Source organism: Chryseobacterium daecheongense, from assembly GCA_027920525.1.
GTDB lineage: Bacteria > Bacteroidota > Bacteroidia > Flavobacteriales > Weeksellaceae > Chryseobacterium > Chryseobacterium proteolyticum.
On record CP115858.1, the window covers coordinates 2,921,876 to 2,940,599 of the forward strand.

At 36.4% G+C, this 18,724-nt stretch carries 21 protein-coding genes; 18 read left to right on the forward strand and 3 right to left on the reverse strand.

From position 1 onward, the window contains the following. Nucleotides 1-3 precede the first annotated feature (3 nt). The 8 genes from PFY10_12850 to PFY10_12885 are packed head-to-tail and all read left to right on the forward strand — an operon-like array spanning nucleotide 4 to nucleotide 5,526. Nucleotides 4-1,074, forward strand: coding sequence for a type I restriction endonuclease (locus PFY10_12850; GenBank protein WBV55124.1), 1,071 nt, complete (start codon nucleotides 4-6; stop codon nucleotides 1,072-1,074). Beyond that, nucleotides 1,074-1,583, forward strand: coding sequence for an SH3 domain-containing protein (locus PFY10_12855; protein ID WBV55125.1), 510 nt, complete (start codon nucleotides 1,074-1,076; stop codon nucleotides 1,581-1,583). Before PFY10_12850 ends, PFY10_12855 begins: the two co-directional genes overlap by 1 nt. Nucleotides 1,584-1,599: 16 nt before the next feature. Continuing rightward, a complete protein-coding gene (locus PFY10_12860; GenBank protein ID WBV55126.1) occupies nucleotides 1,600-2,244 on the forward strand; it encodes a PH domain-containing protein in 645 nt (214 codons plus the stop codon). 5 nt (nucleotides 2,245-2,249) lie between these two features. Beyond that, nucleotides 2,250-2,465: a TM2 domain-containing protein gene (locus PFY10_12865; protein WBV55127.1), complete on the forward strand. Its 216-nt coding sequence runs from the start codon at nucleotides 2,250-2,252 to the stop codon at nucleotides 2,463-2,465. Between the two features lie 11 nt (nucleotides 2,466-2,476). Beyond that, complete coding sequence (locus PFY10_12870) at nucleotides 2,477-2,899, forward strand: hypothetical protein (protein ID WBV55128.1); 423 nt, start codon at nucleotides 2,477-2,479, stop codon at nucleotides 2,897-2,899. Then, entirely contained in the window at nucleotides 2,877-3,284 is a 408-nt protein-coding gene (locus tag PFY10_12875) for a hypothetical protein (GenBank protein ID WBV55129.1), read from the forward strand. Before PFY10_12870 ends, PFY10_12875 begins: the two co-directional genes overlap by 23 nt. Before the next feature lie 6 nt (nucleotides 3,285-3,290). Beyond that, on the forward strand, nucleotides 3,291-4,634 hold the full coding sequence (locus PFY10_12880) for a beta-carotene 15,15'-monooxygenase (GenBank protein WBV55130.1): 1,344 nt from the start codon (nucleotides 3,291-3,293) through the stop codon (nucleotides 4,632-4,634). Between the two features lie 10 nt (nucleotides 4,635-4,644). Beyond that, nucleotides 4,645-5,526 carry a hypothetical protein gene (locus PFY10_12885; GenBank protein WBV55131.1) on the forward strand — a complete coding sequence of 294 codons (882 nt, stop codon included), beginning with the start codon at nucleotides 4,645-4,647 and terminating at the stop codon, nucleotides 5,524-5,526. A gap of 58 nt (nucleotides 5,527-5,584) precedes the next feature. Here PFY10_12885 and PFY10_12890 read toward each other — a convergent pair whose 3' ends face one another. From PFY10_12890 to PFY10_12900, 3 genes are read right to left on the reverse strand one after another with little or no spacing between them, the layout of a single operon-like run. Next, nucleotides 5,585-6,034: a GNAT family N-acetyltransferase gene (locus PFY10_12890; GenBank protein ID WBV55132.1), complete on the reverse strand. Its 450-nt coding sequence runs from the start codon at nucleotides 6,032-6,034 to the stop codon at nucleotides 5,585-5,587. Next, the gene (gene yihA, locus PFY10_12895; GenBank protein WBV55133.1) at nucleotides 6,027-6,650 is read right to left on the reverse strand and encodes a ribosome biogenesis GTP-binding protein YihA/YsxC; all 624 of its coding nucleotides are present in this window, start codon (nucleotides 6,648-6,650) and stop codon (nucleotides 6,027-6,029) included. Before yihA ends, PFY10_12890 begins: the two co-directional genes overlap by 8 nt. Nucleotides 6,651-6,708: 58 nt before the next feature. Then, a complete protein-coding gene (locus PFY10_12900; GenBank protein WBV55134.1) occupies nucleotides 6,709-7,470 on the reverse strand; it encodes an alpha/beta hydrolase in 762 nt (253 codons plus the stop codon). A gap of 272 nt (nucleotides 7,471-7,742) precedes the next feature. On the opposite strand from PFY10_12900, the gene mraZ reads away from it, so the two are divergent. The 10 genes from mraZ (at nucleotide 7,743) to PFY10_12950 (ending at nucleotide 18,712) form a co-directional block, all read left to right on the forward strand. Continuing rightward, the gene (mraZ, locus tag PFY10_12905; GenBank protein ID WBV55135.1) at nucleotides 7,743-8,201 is read left to right on the forward strand and encodes a division/cell wall cluster transcriptional repressor MraZ; all 459 of its coding nucleotides are present in this window, start codon (nucleotides 7,743-7,745) and stop codon (nucleotides 8,199-8,201) included. Nucleotides 8,202-8,238: 37 nt separating this feature from the next. Further along, nucleotides 8,239-9,132: a 16S rRNA (cytosine(1402)-N(4))-methyltransferase RsmH gene (gene rsmH / locus PFY10_12910; protein ID WBV55136.1), complete on the forward strand. Its 894-nt coding sequence runs from the start codon at nucleotides 8,239-8,241 to the stop codon at nucleotides 9,130-9,132. A 64-nt stretch (nucleotides 9,133-9,196) separates the two neighbouring features. Continuing rightward, nucleotides 9,197-9,562 (forward strand): FtsL-like putative cell division protein, encoded by a 366-nt coding sequence (locus tag PFY10_12915; protein WBV55137.1) that lies wholly within the window; start codon nucleotides 9,197-9,199, stop codon nucleotides 9,560-9,562. Continuing rightward, nucleotides 9,546-11,537, forward strand: coding sequence for a penicillin-binding transpeptidase domain-containing protein (locus PFY10_12920; protein WBV55138.1), 1,992 nt, complete (start codon nucleotides 9,546-9,548; stop codon nucleotides 11,535-11,537). Before PFY10_12915 ends, PFY10_12920 begins: the two co-directional genes overlap by 17 nt. A 17-nt stretch (nucleotides 11,538-11,554) precedes the next feature. After that, complete coding sequence (locus tag PFY10_12925) at nucleotides 11,555-13,015, forward strand: UDP-N-acetylmuramoyl-L-alanyl-D-glutamate--2,6-diaminopimelate ligase (GenBank protein WBV55139.1); 1,461 nt, start codon at nucleotides 11,555-11,557, stop codon at nucleotides 13,013-13,015. 81 nt (nucleotides 13,016-13,096) lie between these two features. Continuing rightward, nucleotides 13,097-14,338, forward strand: a complete 1,242-nt coding sequence (mraY, locus tag PFY10_12930) for a phospho-N-acetylmuramoyl-pentapeptide-transferase (GenBank protein WBV55140.1) — start codon at nucleotides 13,097-13,099, stop codon at nucleotides 14,336-14,338. Nucleotides 14,339-14,425: 87 nt separating this feature from the next. Next, nucleotides 14,426-15,751, forward strand: coding sequence for a UDP-N-acetylmuramoyl-L-alanine--D-glutamate ligase (gene murD, locus PFY10_12935; protein ID WBV55141.1), 1,326 nt, complete (start codon nucleotides 14,426-14,428; stop codon nucleotides 15,749-15,751). 91 nt (nucleotides 15,752-15,842) lie between these two features. Next, nucleotides 15,843-17,081 carry an FtsW/RodA/SpoVE family cell cycle protein gene (locus PFY10_12940; protein ID WBV55142.1) on the forward strand — a complete coding sequence of 413 codons (1,239 nt, stop codon included), beginning with the start codon at nucleotides 15,843-15,845 and terminating at the stop codon, nucleotides 17,079-17,081. A 38-nt stretch (nucleotides 17,082-17,119) separates the two neighbouring features. Next, a complete protein-coding gene (gene murG / locus PFY10_12945) occupies nucleotides 17,120-18,220 on the forward strand; it encodes an undecaprenyldiphospho-muramoylpentapeptide beta-N-acetylglucosaminyltransferase (protein WBV55143.1) in 1,101 nt (366 codons plus the stop codon). 15 nt (nucleotides 18,221-18,235) lie between these two features. After that, a complete protein-coding gene (locus PFY10_12950) occupies nucleotides 18,236-18,712 on the forward strand; it encodes a hypothetical protein (protein ID WBV55144.1) in 477 nt (158 codons plus the stop codon). Nucleotides 18,713-18,724 lie beyond the last annotated feature (12 nt).

The window sequence follows — 18,724 nt, forward strand, 5'->3', positions numbered from 1 at the left end:
GCAATGGATCTTAAAATAAAACTAGAGCAGCTGCATCAGAAAGTAGTAGGATTGAAGGACCAGATCAATACGGAAGAAGCGACCAAAAATGCTTTTGTAATGCCATTCATACAGATTTTAGGTTATGATATATTTAATCCTACAGAAGTGGTTCCTGAGCATATTTGTGATATCGGAACCAAAAAAGGAGAAAAAGTAGACTATGTGATAAGACACAACGACAATCCTATTTTTATCATTGAATGTAAGCATTGGAAAGAAAGTGCAGATGCGCACAATTCACAGCTCCACAGATACTATCATGTTTCAAAGACCCGGTTTGGAGTGCTAACCAATGGGATTGTATATAATTTTTACACCGATCTGGAGAAGCCTAATATTATGGATGAAAAGCCTTTTTTTACCATCAACATTGAAGATCTCAAAGACAGTTCGATTAAAATTCTCGAAAGCTTTACCAAAAAAGACTACAATCTGGAAAGCATTTTAGATTCTGCTGAAGCATTAAAGTATATCAAAGCGATCCGGAGAGAATTTGAGAAAGAAATTGAAAACCCCTCTGATGAGTTGGTTAGGCTGTTAGTCAATCGCTTTTTCGAAAAACCTTTAACCGCGAATAGAATGATTTCTTTCAAAGAGTACACAAAGAAAGCTTTGACAACATCAATCAATGAATCCATAAGTTTCAGGCTCAAATCTGCATTGAGCATTAACGAACAGATTGAAAAAAGGGATGAAGCTGTAAAAACACCACAATCTATTGATGAAAACAATGATTCTAAAATTGTAACAACCGAAGAAGAACTGGAAGGGTTTCAAATTGTAAAGGCTATCCTGCGAGAAAAAGTCGAATCATCAAGAATTGCTTATCGGGATACTCTATCCTATTTTGGAATTTTATTCGATGACAACAATAGGAAACCTCTTTGCAGACTACATTTTAATACCTCAAATAAATACCTGGAGCTATTTCATAACGGGAAAGATTCCGGAGAAAAGATTTTATTAGGTACCCTCGATGAAATCTACAATTTCAGAAATGAACTTCACAAAACACTTGAAAATTATAACTGATGAAAAAGCTGTTTTTACTTATTATAATCCCAATCATCATTTTTCTTTTACATTCTTGTTTTAAGGCAAACGATAATATTGGGCACGATGGAAGATGTACGGGGTCTGCCTATTGTACAGCTTGTTCAAATTGTTCCGGTTGTGGACATTGTGCAGGAGGTGGTGGAACCTGTGGTGTTTGTAAAGGAGAATCCTCCAGAAAAAAATCTTCTTCAAAGAAAGACAAACATAAAAGACCAGGAGATAATGATTCTTATTCTTCAAAAAGAGGTAAATCTACCAAAGCTCCTTCAGTTTTTGTGAATGAAATCAATATCAATTCTGGCAGATACAGAACAGGAACTGCAATTACCTACATATATGAAAAACCTTCTATCCAATCCAAAATAATAGAAACTATTCCTAAAAACGAAAAGCTGATTCAGCTTTCAAAACAGGATTCTTGGTATAAAGTGAAAGTACAGAAATCAGGAAAAATAGGATATGTATATTATAAAAATGTGAAATAACTAAAAACAAATATCTATGAATTTAAAACAATTTTTAAACGAAGAACAGGATCCTAAAGCTGTTGAAAAGCTCCTTGAAAAAATTAACAGCCTTCTTACTTCACAAGAGTTTGTTGAATATATTGCCGTTCAAAAAAAGCCGGCTTTTAATTTATCTCCGGACTGTATTGCTCTTACCAATAGGAGAGTTATTTTTTGTAGACCCAAAAATTTCGGTTTATCAATGGATTTTCAGGATTACAGTTGGGTAGATGTTGCAGACTGTCATATTAAAGAAGGTATTCTTGGGGCTACTTTCATTATGAAAACTGTAGGAAACCTAATCAACATGATGGACTATTTACCAAAAGCACAAGCAAGAAAACTCTATCAATACGCTCAGGAAATTGAAGAACAAATGAGAGGTGTGAGAAGAGAAAAAGATTTAGAAACAAGAAGAGCTTCTGCTGGAGGAGGAGTAACTGTAAATAACACGACACCTATTATTGCCCAGCCACATCAATTCCAACAACAACAACAACAACAACAACAACAACCTTTGTTGATAGAAAATGAAGATCCTTTTGCCATTTTGCAAAAATTAAAAGGCTTAGTACAAACCGGAATTATTTCCCCGGAAGAGTTTGAAGAAAAAAAGAATGAAATCTTATCAAGAGTTTAGAAATTATGAAATCAAAATTTACCACAGCCATGCTCGCTCTCTTTTTAGGGGGGTTGGGCATTCATAGATTTTACTTAGGCCAAAATACATTAGGAATATTCTATCTTTTATTCTGCTGGACTTTTATCCCGGCACTCATTGCCTTTATTGACTTCATCGTTTTCATTTTCATGTCTGAAAATAGTTTCAATTACAAGTACAACCTTACTACAGGATTCTAAAAACTAAAAAAATGAAACTATTTCTCACCTTCTGTGCAATATGTTGTTTTGTAGGTGTTTTTAGACTCCCTATTGAATATTACACCTTTCTCCGGGTTTTAGTCTCTGTTGGAGCACTGATTATCATCTATAGTTTTTTGAACAATAAGCAATACAACTGGGGAGCAATATTCATAGTAATACTGATCATTTTTAATCCGGTTTTTCCCATTTATTTATATAGAAAAAGTATATGGATCCCTATTGATACCATTACAGGAATCCTTTTTCTCCTTATAACGTTTGCTGAAAAACTGGATTTTAAAAAGGAAGAAGAAACTACCGAAGAAATTCCAGAACATAATAGACAAGTAAGATCTCCTTCACGAGATATCATTATTAATCCTAAAAAGACCAAAGAAGAACCAACCAATGGAAAACAATCAAATAACTGAAAATCTCAAAGCTCACTTCTTAAGGCTTTATCAAATGGCTATTTGTGATGATGATTTCAGTGCTCTTGAGCTGAAAATGCTTTACAAATGTGCTGAAGAAAGAGGAATATCTTCAAAAAATCTGGATGATATTCTGCTGAATCCTATCAATTTTAAATCTCTGGTCCCACAAACCATTGAGGAGAAAGTTGATTACCTATATGATCTCACTGTGATGATATGGGCAGACGGCGTCGTCTCTCCAAACGAGTATTCCGCTATGGAAAAGTATGTACTTATGTTCGGTTTTCTGGAAGATAATGTAACAGATATTGTTGATTACCTTATCGAAGCAGTAAAAATCGGAAAGAATAAAAGTGACATTTTATACGAATTAAAAAACTAAAACACTATGGACACCATCAGCATAAAAAATTTATTCAAACTGAAATCAGTTCCAATTGAAACACCCAAACAGGAAGCTCCCAAAGACACCGACTCTAAAGTAGAAACAGAATCTCCTGAAGAAAGCAGAAAAAGAACTTATCACGAAGCCGGTTACAGGGACAGCTCCAGAACAAATGGAAATCATTCCACACTATCAATCTGCCTTGATGCCGTATACTCAAAGTTTCAAAATGAGGAAAAAGAGATGGTTGAAAAACAGCAAAAGCTTAAGGAGTCTTATATCAATGAGCAAAAAAACAGAGAAACTGAGATCAAAGCTCTGACTGTTTCCCAGGAAACTAAAGAAGAACAGCTAAAAAATAAAAACAAGGAGGTCGAAAATCATCAAAACACAATTGAGGCCCTAAAAGCTGAAATACTGGATTTACCTAGAAACCCCGAAAAACACAATGTAAAAGCAACAAAAGGAGCTTCCACTAAATTCTGGATTGGCGCATTCCTTCTCATTCCTATAAGCCTTTACTTGATCACATTCTATATTTCAACTTCTTACTCCGCTTTCTTTAAAAGTTTTGATGCTAAAAGTACGGTGATACAAAGTGTTTTGGACGCACAAGCATTCAGTAAAGCATGGAACGCAGGAGCTATTGAAGGAGCTTTTGTCACTTTAATTCCATTTGTATTTCTTGGACTAGGCTTTCTCATTCACATGTTCAGCGAGAATAAAACAACAGCGAATTATATTAAACTTGGACTATTATTCGTAGTTACATTTGTTTTCGACTCCATTTTAGCATATGAGATTGAATCAAAACTGTATGAATTAAATAAAACATTTAATTCCCCTGATTTTAATCTTAAAATCGCTTTTACTAAAATACAGTTTTGGGGAATTATTTTCGCAGGATTCATTGTCTACATTATCTGGGGGTTGGTATTTGATTTTGTTATGAAGGAGCATAAAGAAAAAGATAAAATCAAAAATGAACAAGAAATCAGACAAAAAAACGTGCTTTTCCTTTTAGAAAAAATCAATGTCCTGAAAAAAGAAATTGAAGAAATTCTGGGAAATATAGGTACCACAAAAGAATTAATCATTAAAACCCGTGGGAGAATTGAAGAACTTCAGAATATTATTGATGGAGTCATCATTCCAACCAAAGATTACAAGTTATACGCCTCAGAGTATGTCCAGGGTTGGATTACTTTTATTGGAGAAAAGATAGCTGTTTCCAAAACAGAGAAACAAACGATGATCGAAAGCTGTATTGAGACCTATAATATCAATCTGGAAACCGTAGGAGCTAATTCTGATAATCAAAATTTAGTATACCTGTCTTCTTTATAAATCGAAAGCCATGAAAAAAATAATATACTTATTAATAATCATCTCTTTTGTTTCTTGTTGCAAAACTGAAAGTGGTTCTTCCGATGAAAGAAAAGATAGTATTCAAACTGATCTGAATAACTTAAATGTTAGCATTTTAATTGATTTATCGGACCGAATCGATCCCAAAACCAACCCAAACCCATCAATGGAATATGCTCAGAGAGATGTGGAATATATCAAAACCATTGAAAAAGGATTTCTCAACCATATTAAATCCAAAAGAATAATCACTTATGATGATCAGATGCAGATCTTCTTTAATCCTGAACCTTCCGATCCAAAAATGAACGAACTGACCAAAGAACTAAAGGTATCTTTTGATAAAAATACAAGCAAAGATTATTTTAGTTCTGTCGAAAAAAAATATTCTGAATTGCCTTCTAATATTTATCAATCAGCCATTAAAGATGATAAATACGTTGGTTCTGACATTTGGGAGTTCTTTAGAAATAAAGTAAAGGATTATTGTATCAAAGATGATCGAAGAAATATTCTTTTTATTCTGACTGACGGCTACATGTATCATGAAGATTCCAAGTTTTCACAAGAAAAGAAGACCTCTTATCTGACATCAAAATTAATAAAATCATTTCATCTTACCACAACAGATTATAAAGCAGAAATTGAGAAAAATCATTTGGGCTTTGTAAAGGCCAATGATAATCTGAATAATCTGGAAGTAATTGTTTTGGGAATTAACCCTGAAAAAGGCAATCCATTCGAAGAAGCAGTCATCAAAGAATACTGGGAAAACTGGTTCAAAGAAATGAAAGTCAAAAATTACCAGATTAAATCAGCAGACCTTCCTTCTAATCTGGAACCGATTATTTTAAAAGCTATTAAAGGATAAAAACTAAAAAACACTCAACATATAACCACAAAAAAAGCGAAGATAAGTCTTCGCTTTTTTATTTTCTGATCATTTCCGTATGCGGAATATCATCCTCCAGGTATTTTTTCCCGGTATCAATAAAACCAAACTCAGAATAGAAACGCAACAGGTAATCCTGTGCAGAGATTTTGATCTCCGAAGTATGAAACCTGTTTTCAATGGTTTCAACCGCATATCTTATCAATTGTTTTCCTAAGCTTTTTCCTCTTGCTTTCTCAGTAGTCAGTACCCTTCCGAATGAAGTTTCATCATATTTAATGCCTTTATCAAAAACCCTGCAATAGGCAAGGATCTCACCGTCTTCCTCCGCCCAGATATGAATACCCTTCTGGTCATAATTATCCAGATCAGGATAAGGGCAGTTTTGCTCGATCACAAAAACATCAATACGCGCCTTTAAAACTTTATAAAGCTCAGGAACGGTGAACTCATCAAAAGTTTTTATTTTCCAGATTATATTACTCATCAAAGTTTACGCTATTATTTTTTAAAAATTCGTTGGTGGTCTGGATGAAATCCAGAATTTTGTCGCCTCCTTCCTTCTTTTCTGCTGAAGTAATGTACAGTTCCGGCAGGTCTTCCCAGGTTTTGTGAAGCTCAGCTTTATAATCCTCCACATTTTTTATAACAACATTAGGCTTCAGTTTATCTGCTTTGGTAAAAACAATTGAAAAAGGAACTCCGCTCTCTCCACACCATTGGATAAACTCTAAATCGATTTTCTGAGGAGTGTGTCTTGAATCCACCAAAACAAAAAGGTTAACCAGATTCCTTCTGTTCAGGATATAATTGGTGATCAGTTTTTCAAAATCTTTTCTCTGAACCTTTGAAACTTTAGCATATCCGTATCCCGGCAAATCGGTAAGATACCAGCTTTCATTGACTAAAAAATGGTTGATCAGCTGTGTTTTTCCCGGAGTTTGTGAAGTTTTTGCCAGATCTTTATGATTCATCATTGCATTGATCAATGATGATTTACCCACATTTGATCTTCCTATAAAAGCATATTCGGGAATATTGGGCTCCGGGCATTCCTGCCATTTCCCGCTACTTTTGACAAATTCTGCTGTTTTAATTACCATTTTTGAATTATTTTAAGAAAAACAAACCATTAAGAGCTATCTTAATGGTTTAAGTTATTTATACTTTATCTTTTAACCAGCTGTAAAGAATTTCATTGAATTCATCTGGTTTTTCCATCATTGCTGCGTGGCCGCATTTATCTATCCAGTACAGATCGGAATTAGGAATAAACTTATGCATATCTTCTGCCACCTCAGGAGGTGTTACATTATCCTGCTTTCCCCAGATCAGACACGTAGGTGTCAGAATTTTAGGGAGATCATTCAGCATGTTGTGTTTGATAGCACTTCTGGCAAGCATTACCGTTTTTATTCCTTTCATTCTGTCATTAACAACACCGAAAACCTCGTCCACGAGATCCTCTGTAGCGACTGCAGGGTCATAGAAAACTTCCTCCGTTTTCTTCCTTATATATTGTCTGTCACTTTTTCTCGGAAAGCTGTCCCCGAATGTTCTTTCGTATAATCCGGAACTTCCCGTTAAAACAAGATTTTTTACAAGATCAGGCCTTGCCAAAGCTAAGATAAGCCCGACATGACCGCCCATCGAATTCCCGACAATAGTTACCGGTTCCGAAATATGGCTCTCTATAAACTTGATAATATATTTTGCGATAGTAGTAAGATTGGTATTGAGTACCGGCAAATCATAGATTGGCAATTGAGGCACATATACCTTAAATCCTTTCTCCGAAAAAAAATTCACCATCTTATCGAAATTACTCAAACCACCCATTAACCCGTGCAACAGCACCAATGGATGTCCTTCTCCCGCTTCTACAAAAGTATATTTCTTTTCTTTTTTTGTACTAAATATCATAAAACGCCTTAATAAAGCCCTGCAAAAATACAAATTAAACCTCAAAAATATTTTGATATTCCTAATTTAAGATAAAAATAATATAATAAAGGCTTTTTGCCGATCTTTTTTAACATCCTTTTTGTTATGGGCAAAATAACACCAATTCCAATATCCAAAATATCAACCACTTACCCCTGCGGTCTTCAATCTTTGATAAAACTTATTAACATTGAGTCAAAAAGTGGGAAAAAGTGGGAAGTTTTGGAAATAATTATATAAATTTGTCCCAAATGAAGAATTTCATTGGAACATATGAGTGTAAAATAGACGACAAAGGTCGCTTAAAAGTCCCTGCATCGCTGATCAAGCAGATGGAGAACTTTGACGATAAAGCCTTTGTAGTCAAACGCTCCGTGTTTCAACCCTGCCTGGAAGTTTATCCTATGAATGCATGGGATCAGCTGATGGGCAAAATTAATAAACTAAACAGATTCATTAAAAAGAATGCTGATTTCATAAGAATGTTTACAGCAGGAGTAAAAACTGTAGAGTTGGATAACGCCGGAAGATTACAGATTTCCAAAGACCTTACCCACTTCGCAAATCTTCATAAAGATATTGTGATCACAAGTGCCGGGGAATTATTTGAAATCTGGGATAAAGAAGCTTACGAGAAAGTGATCTCTACCAACGAAACCGATTTTGCAAGCCTTGCTGAAGATGTGATGGGCTCTTTCGATGAAGAATAACTACGCTGCTAAAAAGGCGCAAAACACAAATTAAAACATGTATCATAATCCCGTTTTGTTGAAGCAAAGTGTTGATGATTTGGTTACGAATCCAGACGGAACATACGTGGACTGTACTTTTGGTGGCGGAGGTCATTCAAGAGAAATACTGAGCAGGCTCTCGGAAAAAGGAAGGCTATTCAGTTTTGATCAGGACTTAGACGCTCTTAAAAATAATATTGATGATCCGAGGTTTACCTTGATTAATCAGAATTTCAGGTTCCTGGAAAATTCCTTACTGATGTACGGAGTTTCTCAGGTAGATGGAATATTGGCGGATCTGGGAGTATCATCGCATCAGTTTGATGAAGCGGAAAGAGGATTTTCTACGAGAAGTGATGCCCCGCTGGATATGAGGATGAATGTAATGCAGAGCCTGGATGCCAAAAGGGTGATCAATGAATATGAAGAAGAGCAGCTGGCAGACATATTTTACTACTACGGTGAATTGAGAGAAGCACGTAAACTGGCGAGGGATATTGTTCATCACAGAAAAAGTAAAATCATCAATACAACGGAAGATCTGAAAAAACTATTCAGCTATCTTCCCCCGCATAAGGTTAATAAATTTTATGCACAGCTTTTCCAGGCAATAAGAATCGAAGTAAACCAGGAGCTTGAGGTTTTAAAAGAAATGCTCGTTCAGGCTTATCAGATCTTAAAAACGGAAGGAAGACTGGTGGTTATTTCATACCACTCCCTGGAAGACCGTCTTGTAAAAAGATTCCTTAAAAACGGAATGTTTGAAGGGGAACCGACGAGGGATATTTATGGAAATTATAAAAAGGCATTCGAACTGCTGAAGAGTAAGGCAATCATTCCTGATGATAAGGAGATTGAGGAAAACTCAAGAGCAAGAAGTGCAAAAATGAGAACAGGAATAAAAGTATAAATGGTTAGAAATAAGGAGTAACACCCTTATTATCAATTATTAATCATCATTTATCAATAATAAATTGGCTAAAAGAACGACAAATCGCCCACAAAAGAGATTAACTTTTATAGACATTATAAAAGGGAATTTTCTCAACCGTGATGAGATAAAAATACATTACAAGTATTTCTTATTGCTTTTTGTACTGATGATGGCCATGATCTATACCAATCACCTGGTGAACAAAAAGATCAAAATTGTAAATGCTTTAAAAGAAGAAACAGAAGAATATAAATCCCGAAACGCTTATGCCCAAAGTAAGCTGATTAAGGTAAAAATGGAATCAGAGCTCGGAAAAGAAGTAGCACGGGATTCTTTAATGACACTGGAAAACCATCCTCATAAACTGCTAATAAAATTGGATAGTACAGATGCAAAAGCAAAATGAATACGATAACAAACGTAAAAAAACGTTAAGGTGGGGCTACCTCTTCGCAGTGGTAGCTTTGTGCGTGTTTGTACTTTTTTTAACAAGAATCGTTATTCTCCAAAACACTAATGTTCAGGAAATTAAAGACGACTACATCAATAAAAACTATCGTGAAGCCACTTTAAAGGCTGCCAGAGGGAATTTATTTGCATCAGATGGCTCTATTCTCGCAACTACCGTTATGCGTTATGATATCTATCTTGATTTCAAAACAATAAAGGATACGGTTTACAGTAACAATATCGGTGCATTAACGGATTCACTAAGCAAGATGTTTGGAAAACCAAGAAGTGAATTCAGACAGAAATTTGACGAACAGAAAAGAAAGAAAAATCAATACTATACACTTGCCAGAGGCTTGGATTTTGATGAATACGACAGGATCAGAAACTTCCCGATCTTTAAGAAAGGAAAGAATAAAGGTGGGTTTATCGTAGACAGAAATTATAAAAGAGAACTCGCAACTTCTGAAATTGGTGCAGGTACCATCGGAATGGATAACAGTGAGTACAAATCCGGTCTGGAAGGAGCTTTTTCAAAATACCTGACAGGCACCGACGGGAAAAGATTGGAACAAAGAATCAATTCTTCGCAGTGGAAGCCTATTGATTTCTGGAAGGTTCAGGAACCCGTAGATGGAGAAGATGTATATACGACCTTAGACCTTCGAATCCAGGACATTGCACACTCAGCTCTTGAAAAGCAGCTCGTAAATTTTGAAGCAAAACACGGTACTGTAATTGTCATGGAAGTAGGAACCGGAAAGGTTCGTGCCATGGTAAACCTTCGAAGAACAGATTCAGGAGAGTACGAAGATGCTTATAATTATGCTTTAAAAGATAATATCGAACCCGGATCAACTTTCAAAACCATTTCACTTTTGGCAGCAATGGATGACGGATTCATCGATGATAACACAACGGTAAATGTAGGAAACGGAGTATGGACCTATGCGAAGCAAAGAATTTCAGATGGCCACGGAGGAGGAACATACGACATCAGTGACGTTCTTGCGAAATCCAGCAACGTAGGAACTGCCAAACTGATTACGAAATACTATGCCGATAAGCCACAGATATTCCTTGATCACCTTAAGCGCTGGAAATTATTTGATAAAATGGATATCGAACTTCCAGGCATTACAAAACCTAAGATCGTAACTCCACAAAATAAAAGATGGAACGCAGCAACACTTGCCTCGATATCTTTTGGATATTCTTCGAACATTAACTTATTACAATTAGCAACTTTCTACAACGGGGTTGCTAATAATGGTAAAATGCTTAAGCCTTTATTCATCGATAAGATCATGAAGGATGGTAAAATAATGTATCAGGCCAAGCCGGAGGTAATGGTCAGCAAAATGGCTTCTGAGAAAGCAATTAAAATGATGACCAATGCTTTGACAAAAGCCGTGGAAAAAGGAACCGGACGAAGTATTTTCACTCCGAATCTGAAAATGGCAGGAAAAACAGGGACCGCCAGATTTGAGTACTGGCTTCCGGGCCCGATGAAATACCGTGCCTCTTTTGCAGGATTCTATCCAGCTGATAATCCGAAGTATACCTGTTATGTAATGATCAGTGAGCCGAATACGGCAAAAGGATTTTACGGAGCGACTGTTTCAGCCCCGGTTTTTAAAGAAATTGCAGGAAAAACATTCCTGAAGACGCCTCAGAATATTGAAAAAGAAATGCTTGTTGACAAAAAGGTAAACCTCAATAAAATGGTGGAGCCTAATGTGAAAGTAGCAGTAAATGATAAACAAATGCCTAACGTAGTAGGATTAATAGGTAAGAATGTGATTCCACAACTGGAAAACCTTGGATACCGTGTAGACTACAAAGGAGTAGGAAGAATAAAAGAACAGTTTCCTTTGGAGGGAACTACGATCAGTAAGAACCAGAGAATTTATTTATCTCTTCAGAATTAAAAATAAGCATCAGAGAAATGCAATTAATTGAATTATTAAACAGAATCCCAACTTTAGAAATTCACGGCGACAATACCCGTGAAGTTTCGGAGCTGGTATTCGACAGCAGAAAGGTTACAGAAAATTCTCTTTACATCGCAGTAAAGGGAACGGTTGCAGATGGGCATTCATATATTGCATCTTCTATTGAAAAAGGAGCAAAAACGATCGTTTGTGAAGTATTGCCCGATCAGCTGAATGAGGATGTTACCTATGTAAAAGTAAAAGATTCTTCGAAAACCCTGGGACATCTGGCCTCAAACTTTTATGGAAATCCTTCTCAAAACCTGAAACTCATCGGCGTTACCGGAACCAACGGAAAAACATCTGTTTCCACATTGCTTTTTGATGTTTTCAAAAATCTGGGCTATGAATCTGCATTGCTTTCAACTGTTGAAATCAGAATAGGCAGCGAAATAATTCCGGCCACACATACTACCCCGGATATTATTACGATCAATCAGGTTTTAGCTAGGGCCGTAGAAGCAGGTTGCGAATTTGCTTTCATGGAAGTAAGTTCTCATGGAATTTCTCAAAACAGAATTGAAGGACTCCATTTCAAAGTTGCAGGATTTACAAACCTTACTCATGATCATCTGGATTATCACAAAACATTTGAGGAATATCTGAAAACGAAAAAAAGGTTCTTTGATGAGCTTCCTGATACCGCAATTGCCATTACCAATATCGATGACAAAAACGGGAATGTAATGCTCCAGAACACCAAAGCTGCCAAAAGATCATATGCATTGAAAACAATGGCAGATTACCATGGAAAAGCTTTGGAAATTGATTTTAACGGAATGCTCCTGAACTTCAACGGGAAGGAATTCTGGACCACCTTAACGGGAAGATTCAATGTCTATAATCTTCTATTGGTATTTGGAATTGCATCCGAACTCGGCTTTGAATCCAATGAAATCCTTCAGGCCATCAGCACCCTGAAAAGAGTCTCAGGAAGATTTGAAACCTTCAAATCCGATGGTGGCATTTTTTTCATCGTCGATTATGCCCACACTCCGGATGCATTGGAAAATATTCTGGACAGCATTAATGATATCAGAACAAAAAATGAAAGACTGATTACCGTCTTCGGTTGCGGGGGAGACAGAGACCACTCCAAAAGACCTGAAATGGGAAACATTGCAACGAAAAAATCCACGTTGGCAATTATCACTTCAGATAATCCGAGAACAGAAGATCCGGCAGCAATTATAAAAGAAATTGAAGCAGGTGTTGAACCTCAGAACTTCAGCAAATACACTTCAATACCCGATAGAAAAGAAGCCATAAAAATGGCGATTAAATTTGCAGAGCCCAAAGATATTGTTTTAGTAGCCGGAAAAGGTCACGAAAACTATCAGGAGATTAATGGCGTAAAACACCATTTTGATGACAAAGAAGTAATTACAGAACTGTGGAAGTTAATGAGCAAGTAATTTATAATCGATAAATGATCAATTATTATTGATCTTATCATTCATCAAACATCACTTATCATTTATTAACAATAGGAAAACATGTTATACTACTTATACGAATATCTAACCCACCATGGAATCCATATCCCCGGACTTGGAATGTTAAAGTACATCTCATTCCGTGCAGGGATGGCGGTCTTATTATCCCTGATTATTGCTCTTGTGTATGGTAAAAGAATCATCAATTACCTGAGAGCAAAGCAAATGGGCGAATTGGTCCGCGACCTTGGCCTTGACGGGCAAAAGCAGAAAGAAGGAACTCCGACAATGGGAGGGCTCATTATTATCCTTGCCACCATGATTCCGGTTCTTCTCCTGACAAGAATTACCAATGTATACATCGTCCTTCTGATAATATCAGTTTTATGGATGGGTGCTATCGGATTTGTAGATGACTATTTAAAGAAAGTAAAGAAAAATAAAGACGGGCTTAGCGGTAAATTCAAGATCGTAGGTCAGGTGGGACTGGGGCTAATTGTCGGAGTAACAATGTATTTCCATCCTGATATTACGGTAAAGAGAAAATATGCAGATGCAAAAGTAGTTAACAGAAATAATGTGGAGCAGAATTTTATGCCTACAGAAAAAATTACGGTTTCTACCGTGCCATTTGCGAAAAATAATGAATTTGACTACAGTGGAATATTATTCTGGATGAGTGATAAAGATGCTCATGAGTGGGCATGGATTGTTTTCATTCCAATTGTCATCTTTATTGTAACAGCGGTTTCCAACGGAGCCAATATCACAGATGGAATAGACGGTCTGGCTGCAGGAACGAGTACGGTAATACTCCTTACCCTTGCATTCTTTGCCTACATTTCAGGGAACATCATTTTTGCGGATTACCTTAATATCATGTTCCTGCCCAATATGGGTGAAACCACCATTTTTGTAGTTGCCATGGTAGGTGCTGTGATCGGATTCTTCTGGTATAATACCTATCCGGCACAGGTTTTTATGGGAGATACCGGGAGTTTGATGCTGGGAGGAGTAATTGCTGTATTGGCTATTATTTTAAGAAAGGAATTAATGATTCCTGTTTTATGCGGAATATTCCTGGTAGAAAACATATCTGTAATGCTGCAGGTGGTTGTTTTTAAATACAGAAAGAAAAAATACGGGCTGGAATACGCCCAGAATAACAGATTATTTAAAATGTCTCCATTACACCATCATTATCAGAAAGACGGTTTCCATGAAAGTAAAATCGTTAACAGGATGATTATCATAGGAGTAATGTTGGCTATAGTATGTCTGATTACATTAAAAATGAGATAAAACTCTATAAAAGTAAATGTATTAACGTATTCATGATTTTAAAAACATAAATAAAGTACGCCAATACATAAATACAAAAAAGGTAATATGAAAATAGTTGTTTTAGGAGGTGGAGAGAGTGGCTGTGGTGCTGCTTATTTAGCTAAAAAGAAGGGTCTGGAGGTATTTCTTTCAGACAAAGGAACTATTAAAGATAACTATAAAGCGTTTCTTACTGAAAACAATATTGAGTTTGAAGAAGGAAATCATGACGAGGAAAGGATTTTAAATGCAGACTGGATTGTAAAAAGCCCAGGAATTCCTAAAAAAGCGGATATTATTTATAAAATCCATCTGAAAGGAATCCGCCTTTCTTCCGAGATAGAATTCGCTTCAGAATTCACCAATGCTAAAATCATTGCGATCACAGGAAGCAACGGAAAAACCACCACCACTTCATTGATCTATTATATCCTGAAAAATGACGGACTGAAAGTAGGTCTAGGAGGAAACATCGGCTACAGTTTTGCAAAGCAGGTAGCAGATGAAAACCATGAATATTATGTACTGGAGGTAAGTTCATTCCAGCTGGATGACATTCAGAACTTCAGGCCATATATTTCATTATTGCTTAATTTATCACAGGATCATCTGGACCAGTATAATTACAACTATGAAGAATATGCGATGGCAAAATTCAGAATAGCTGAAAATCAGGAAAACGATAATTTCTTTATCTATAACAAAGATGACGAAATGAGCAAAACGATTCTTGAAAAGCTGGAAATAAAGGCAAAAATGATCCCTTTTTCAACAAAAGAAAAATTGACTGAGGGAGGTTTTATAGATAACGACAGTATTGTGGTAAAACTAAAAGATACATTTTCAATGAAAATTGATGAGCTTTCTTTATTGGGAAATCATAATGTAGCGAACAGTCTGGCTGCATCTATCGCAAGTAAAATACTGAATGTCAACAATGAAAGCATCAGAAATTCATTAATGACTTTTCAGGCAGTGGAACACAGGCTGGAGTTTGTTTCTGAAATTGATGGCGTAAAATACATCAACGACAGTAAAGCAACGAATGTAAATGCGACCTATTATGCTTTGGAAAGCATGAAAACACCTACGATTTGGATTGTGGGAGGTCAGGATAAAGGAAATGATTACACGGAGATTGAGGACCTTGTCAAAAGAAAAGTAAAAGCAATTGTCTGCTTGGGAATTGATAATCAGAAAATTATTAATTTTTTTAAAGACAAAAAGGAGTTTATATACGATACTTCAAGCATGGAAGAGGCCGTAAAAATATCAAAATCAATTGCTAAAAGCGGAGAAACGGTTTTACTTTCTCCTTGCTGTGCAAGTTTTGACCTTTTCAAAAGCTATGAAGACAGAGGAAGACAGTTTAAAGAACAAGTATTAAAATAAATGTACTGATGTATTGATGTAAAGTATTCATGTATTTGACAACTAAGAATCGTTAATACTTTACATAATACAGTTAAAGATACAATAGAGTATGAACGAACAGGACACAGAAAGCAGATTTGAATTTCTAAAGGGAGATAAAGTACTTTGGATGGTCATTCTCGTGATCTCCATTTTCTCTATTTTCCCTGTATATTCTGCAAGTTCGAATCTGGAATATATTGTAAATAACGGGACCACAACAGGCCACGTTATCAAGCATATGTTCTTTGTAGTCCTTGGTTTGGGAATCATGAGACTGGTAGGAACCGTAAAATATGAATACATTGGAAAACTCAGCAGTATACTTCTGGGGTTAATGATTATATTACTGGTTGTCACCATGTTTACCGGCCAAACGATCGATGGAGCAAGTGCCTCCAGATGGCTAAAGATTCCGGGAACACCGATTTCTTTTCAGCCTTCATCATTTGCTTTTCTTATGTTAGTTATTTACTTGTGCAGGTATTTAACCAAGAAGATAACCCGGGAAAGACTTCCGATAGAAAACATTATGTACATCTTCGGTCCTATTCTCCTTGTTTTTGTTTTAGTAGCAAAAGATAACGGATCTACGGCTCTGATGATCCTGATGGTATCTGTTATTGTATTAGTTATCGGGCAGCTTCACTGGAAATATATTGCAGGTTTTATTTCGGCTTCATTTATTGCGATCGTATTGTTCTTACTGATTGCTTTAAATACCAATCTGATTGGTGGAAACCGTGTTCATACATGGATGAGCCGTGTAGAAACCTTCACTTCCAGTAAAGCAAAATCAGCCGATGTGGATGATGAAAGCGTAAAAGCCAAGAATTACCAGGTAATGCAGGCTAAAGCAGCAATAGTACATGGAGGAATTACAGGAATGGGACCTGGAAAAAGTGCATTAAAGCAAATGCTTCCGCAATCTGCTTCCGACTTTATATTTGCAGTAATTGTAGAGGAATACGGACTGATAGGAGCAGCTTTCCTTATCTGTATGTATCTGATCATGGTGATACGGATCGTAATGATAGCCAGTAAAATGCCTGCGTTTTTCGGGTCTTTGCTCGTTCTCAGCCTCGGTGTCATGATCTTTATACAGCTATCGGTAAATATAGCCGTAGCCATCAATCTGATTCCGGTGACCGGACAACCCCTGCCCTTAATAAGTTATGGGGGAACATCCATGTTGGTGACCTATTTACAGTTGGGAATTATTTTAAATATAAGCTCAAGGATACAGATTTATGATGAGGAAGGAATGGGTAAAAAACAGAGTATTGCGGAAATAAATGATATTGCTTAAAATCATATTAATGGTCAGGCTATTTCAAAATTGAAAAAATGAACAAGAAACTAAAAGTATTATTATCCGGTGGTGGAACAGGAGGACATATCTTCCCTGCAATCGCTATTGCAGACGAGATCAGGAAAAGATTTCCGGATACAGAATTCTTGTTTATCGGAGCCAACGGAAAAATGGAAATGGAAAAAGTTCCTCAGGCAGGTTACCCTATTGAAGGAATCGACATTGCCGGAATTGACCGTGGTAACATGTTATCTAATCTGGGATTACCATTCAAGATCTTGAAAAGCTTATCCAGATCAAAAAAGATCATTAAGCGTTTTGCTCCTGATTTTGCGATCGGTACAGGAGGCTTTGCCAGCGGACCGGCTCTGTATGAAGCAAGCAAGCTGGGAATCCCTATTTTTATTCAGGAACAAAATGCACATGCAGGGGTAACCAATAAAATTTTAAGTAAGAAAGCAAAAGCTGTTTTTACTGCTTACCCCAAAGTAGAAGGGTTTCCGGATGATAAGATCAAATTTTTAGGTAATCCTATTCGCGAGAATATCATTCTGGGAATGGAAGAATCTTCTCAGGCAAAAGAAAAAATGGGATTAAATAAGGAAAAGCTGACAATCCTTTCTGTTGGTGGATCACTGGGTTCCAGAACTTTAAATAATTCATGGAGATCACATTTTGATGAACTCATCAACAAAGATTATCAGCTGATCTGGCAGACAGGAAAGCTCGATTATAAAGATATTATAGAAGAAACAAAAGATAAGAAAAGCCAGAATATTCAGATTCTTGAGTTTATAAAAGATATGGAGAAAGCATACTCGGCAGCAGATATCATTGTTTCAAGAGCAGGGGCTATTGCCATTTCAGAACTGGCTGTTGCACAAAAACCGGTTTTACTGATTCCTTTCCCGTTTGCGGCAGAGGATCATCAGACCAAAAATGCACTGAATCTGGTTGAAAAGAATGCGGCAAAAATGGTCAAAGATTCCGAAATGGAAGAAAAATTCTGGAGCACGCTTATGGAGGTTTGCGACAGCACAGCGATGAGAAAAGAGATGTCTGATAACCTGGAATATTTTGCCAAACCCAATGCTGCAAAGGAAATTGTTGATGAAATTTTTATAAAACTACAATAACCAACACTATAAAGTATGAAAACTAAATTACTAACAGTATTGCTCATTTGCTTCTTTACCCACTGGGTAACGGCACAAACCCTGATAAAACCCGCTGACTTTAAAATTGCAGCAGTGGGCAACTATTTGAAAGCTAAAGGATATGATATCCTGGAGCAGGAGGAAACTTTTATTAAAATAGGAAATAAGGATAAAGCCACACTCTTTATGGATGTGGATGCAGGGAAAAAATACATTAACCTTAATGTAAATATCCTACTGAATAAAGGGGTAAGCAAAGACAAAATTGATACCCTGCTGAACGAGATCAATAAGCTTGCAATGATAAAAGCAGAATATCTGCCAAGTCAGAATTCAATCGGTTTTAAATATTATTTCTGGATTACCAACGGATTTACATATGAGACCCTTGAAGATGCAGTAATGGAATTCTTTTTGTATCAGGGGGATTCGTATGGACTGGATAAAGAAAAGATATTCAATTATCAATAACTAAAATAGAAG